4 protein-coding genes are annotated in these 4399 nt (G+C 48.5%); all 4 read left to right on the plus strand.

Annotation, left to right across the window (positions count from 1 at the left end):
- The coding region (locus M3P05_RS20100; protein ID WP_249701916.1) for a 4Fe-4S cluster-binding domain-containing protein at positions 1-270 on the plus strand (270 nt) is incomplete at its 5' end.
- Positions 271-387: 117 nt separating this feature from the next.
- Positions 388-765 (plus strand): type VII toxin-antitoxin system MntA family adenylyltransferase antitoxin, encoded by a 378-nt coding sequence (gene mntA, locus M3P05_RS20105; protein ID WP_249701918.1) that lies wholly within the window; start codon positions 388-390, stop codon positions 763-765.
- The gene (hepT, locus tag M3P05_RS20110; protein ID WP_249701919.1) at positions 758-1174 is read left to right on the plus strand and encodes a type VII toxin-antitoxin system HepT family RNase toxin; all 417 of its coding nucleotides are present in this window, start codon (positions 758-760) and stop codon (positions 1172-1174) included. Before mntA ends, hepT begins: the two co-directional genes overlap by 8 nt.
- 156 nt (positions 1175-1330) lie before the next feature.
- Positions 1331-4399, plus strand: a 3069-nt coding sequence (locus M3P05_RS20115; RefSeq protein WP_249701920.1) for an SNF2-related protein, incomplete at its 3' end; no start/stop codon positions are given.

Genomic DNA, 4399 nt, shown 5'->3' on the forward strand with positions numbered 1-4399 from the left:
CTGTATACAGGCTATGAGCGAGCCGAGCTCCCCAGCGTTCCATATGCGAAACAGATTTTGGAATATGTGGATATTCTGGTGGCCGGGCGCTATCAACAAAATCTGCGCAATACCTCTCTGCAATGGCGCGGTTCAGAAAATCAGGAGATAAGCTTCCTCAGTGATCGTTATAACCAATCCATCCTCCTAGAGTGTAATCAAGTCGAGATAAATATTGATGAATTCGGTAGTTTGGTCACTTTAGGATACCCAGATGATTCTTTTGGGTAATGGTGTTTGGTTTGCCTGCTAACGTATTGACCAGCCGCCCCCATTGCCAATCTTCCCAAAAATAGCGATAGTCTGTCTATGGACAATCAGACCTCAACCTTTGATACGATCACAAGTATGATCAAGTCGTATTTTGGTGCGCAGCTGCAGGGCATTATGCTCTATGGCAGTCGGGCCAAGGGCACCCATAAGCCAGAAAGTGATTACGACCTGGCGATCATGTGTGATCAAAATATTTCTGGAGAAGTGCGCTGGGAGCTGGCGCAGAACCTGGCTGCAACCCTTAATCACGATGTGGATCTGGTAGATCTCTGGCAAGCACCCACTGTGCTGAGAAAAGAAGTTGTAGAAAATGGGGTGTGGCTGTATCAGCGGGACAAAAGTTTCTGTGATGAGTTCATAACCCATACCTGGTCGCAATACCAGAATCTAAACATGGAAAGACGCGATATACTCGCAGGCATTAAACAGAGGTTGAGACAACGCAATGGATGATGTTCTCCTGAACAAGGTCGCTATTATCAACCGCTGCCTTGACCGTATTCGTGAAGAATACAAAGGTTTTGAAGACCAGCTTGCGACCAATTTTACCAAGCAAGACTCTATTATTCTCAATATCCAGAGAGCCTGTCAGGCCACTATCGATATTGGCAACAGAATTCTTGCCTTGCAGAAAGCCTCAGCGCCTCAGGAATCCAGAGAAATCTTTGAAGAACTTCAGAACCGCAAGCTTATCTCTCCAGAACTCTCTCACCGCATGAAAATGATGGTGGGGTTTCGAAATATCGCTGTGCACGAGTATCAAAGGCTGGACATTAATATTCTTAAAGCCGTGATAGAAAAGCACCTGGATGATTTACGCGAGTACGGTGAAACAGTGCTGGCAGCCCACCTAAACGAATGAGTGGTATGAAATGTTCCCATGTTCACTCATGGGGCGTACATCTGACGGCTAAAATGTGCTGATTTCATCTTTGCCTTCTGAAAAACTGATATTATTTTCGTAAAGCTCTACATACCCCGTACAATTCATCAATTTTCTCCTGATTCTGTTTTCAAAATGGCAAACTCTTACGGTCAGACTTGGTGGGGCGAGCAGTGGCTTGCAGCATTCAACGGTATTGATGATACCAACCGGCTCCCCAGAGGGCGGCGCTACGCAGGTAACGGTTCGGTTACGGCTATTGAGATAAAGGGCAGAACAACCAGAGCCGATGTTCAGGGGAGGCAACGCAGACCTTACCGGGTCACGGTCAGCCTGCCGGGCTTTACCACCAAAGAAAAAAACAACATTCTGGAAACGGTCAGCAGCCATCCCGCTGTGCTCGCCAGGCTTTTAAATCGCCAGTTACCTGAACAAACACTGGAACTGCTGACCAGAAAAAATATTTCGCTCTTCCCCAGCAGTTGGAAAGATATGTCAGCGACGTGTTCCTGTCCTGACTGGGCCATGCCCTGCAAGCATATCGCTGCCATTATTTATTTAATGGCCAATGAGATTGATAAAAACCCATTTCTGGTGTTTGAGCTTCATGGAATGGATCTTATCAGCGCCATGGAAAAACAGTCTGGCGTTTCTCTCACGGGCCTTGATGCACCACCACACTATTTTGATGGCTGGCACCCGGAACCGGTCATTCAAAACTGGCAACTACCGGCCGTCCCGGCTTTCGAGAACCTGGATCTCACCACTATTGAGCCATTGAGTGAGCGCATTTTCCGAATACTGGGAAGCAAACCACTGTTCTATCAGAAAGACTTCCGTGATGTTATGGCCAATCTTTATAAACGAACGGCTCGCTGCGCCCTTCAGTTTGATAAAGACAGTTCCGACAGCCAAACAGAAATGACCCGGCTTAATCGTCTCTCCCTGATCATCAATGAAAATGGACATTTTTCAGGGGTCGAAAGTGAAGGCAGTGCCGAGCTTCCAGCAATCAAGAATACAAAAGAATGGGGCTTGTTCCTGAGATCACTGGATACCAGTGAACAACCAGAAACCACACGACACTATCATCATGCTCTAATGTGGCAACAAATCTACCGTCTGGCCATAAGGCTGACTTGCCAGCAGGCATTTATCCCGGCTGTTTATCAGCAGTCAGAAGGTAAAACCATGATTCACTGGCAACCTGCCTTGATGAGTGAACAGGTGAAATCCCTGCTGGAAAAGCTGTATTCTCTCTGCCCGCCAGACCTTGTTCTGCTCGCCCACAAGCCAAAACGACGCAAAACATATCTGAACCACTATGCCGACGGAAAGACCCAGGTTGATAGCGCACTGCATAGTCTGATCAGCCTGTTTACAACATCGGCTCTAATTCAGTCACCCGGGCAACTCCAGGTGCAGGATGTCTGCCAGCTCTTTTTTGGTGATACGCCATGCCGTTTTGATAGCTTTGAGACGAGGGAGTACCCCAAAGTTATCCGAAACTGGCTGAACAGGTTAACACTTGGTGAACGCAAGCACCGACTGCACCTGATCGTTGAAGAGTTTCCTGATAACACCGAAAACAATGAAGAGCTATCAATCAACGTTCAGGTCGAGCAAAATGGCTCCATTCATTCCCTGGCGACCCTGCTTACAGGTTCAGAACTGTCCGCTACTCAGGTCAGCGTTCTCACCGATCTTGCTCTGCTGGCTGATTATCTCCCGGATATGGAAAAGCTATACAGTGGAACTGACCAGAACCACCAACCTCGCCTCTATTACACTCTGAAGGCTTTTACCCCGCTTTTCCTGAAAACTCTGCCCACCCTCAATATGCTGGGAATTCAGCTGGTTCTCCCGAAAAGCCTGCGCAACCTGGCTTATCCTCAGTTGAGCCTCACCCTTTCATCCAGTGACAGCGATAACCCGGTCAGCTATCTCAATATCGACCAGCTGCTCCGCTTTAACTGGCAGGTCGCCATCGGCGATAAAAGAGTATCAGCCGATGAGTTTATGTCCCTGGTCAGTGGTGCTTCTGGCCTGGTTAGAATGCTGGATCAGTATGTCATGCTGGATGATGCCCGGCTGCAGCAACTTCTGAAGAAACTGACTGACTTGCCAGAGTCCCTTTCCCGGGCCCAGCTTCTAAAAGCGGGTCTATCCGGAGAGCTTGAAGGTGCCCGGGTCGACCTTTCTGCCAGTGCAGAGGAACTGTTTAACCAACTGCTTAGAGGTGAACCCGCACCGCGCCCGAAGAACCTTCAAGCCCAGCTTCGTCCTTATCAGCAGAGAGGCTTCGAATGGATGGCGCAAAACGCCCGTATTGGTTTCGGCTCATTGCTTGCTGACGATATGGGCCTTGGGAAAACACTTCAGGTGATTACCCTGCTTCTGCACCAAAAAGAATCCGGTCAGCTTGATAAACACAAAGGGCTGGTTGTCGCTCCTACTTCCTTGTTAACCAACTGGCGCAAAGAGCTGCAGCGTTTTGCTCCCGATCTCAGTGTACAGGTTTATCACGGTCAACAGCGATGCCTGGAAACCGACAAGCACGATGTGGTTCTAACAAGTTATGGCCTTGTCCGCTCGGACAGCACTACTCTGGGCAAACCGCGCTGGCGAACACTGGTGATCGACGAGGCCCAGAATATTAAAAACCCTGGCAGCCTGCAGACCAAGACCATCAAGAAACTGAAAGCGGATATTCGTGTTGGTCTCAGTGGTACGCCGGTAGAGAACCGCCTGCGGGAATACTGGAGCCTGTTTGACTTTACCAACAAAGGATACCTGGGAACCCAGAAGCGTTTTCATGATGAGTTTGCTTCCCCCATAGAAAAGGATCGTGACCAGAACAGCCTGCAAACCTTCCGTAAGATCACAGCGCCTTTTATCCTCCGTCGTTTGAAAACAGACAAGAGTATCATCAGCGACTTGCCAGAGAAAATCGAAAGCAATCGTTACTGTAACCTGAGTACAAAACAGGCCTCTCTGTACCAAAGTACAGTAGACACCATTATGGAAGACATTCAGTCCAGTGAAGAAGGCATTGAACGTAAAGGCATTATTTTCAAGTTACTGAATGCCTTAAAACAGATCTGCAATACCCCGGCACAGTTTCTCAACCATGAACAGAGTGAACCCTCTGAATCCGGCAAACTGGCTACATTCCTGGAAATCATAAGGGAAGCGACAGAGTCC

The organism is Parendozoicomonas callyspongiae, assembly GCF_023502345.1.
GTDB classification, from domain to species: domain Bacteria; phylum Pseudomonadota; class Gammaproteobacteria; order Pseudomonadales; family Endozoicomonadaceae; genus Sansalvadorimonas; species Sansalvadorimonas callyspongiae.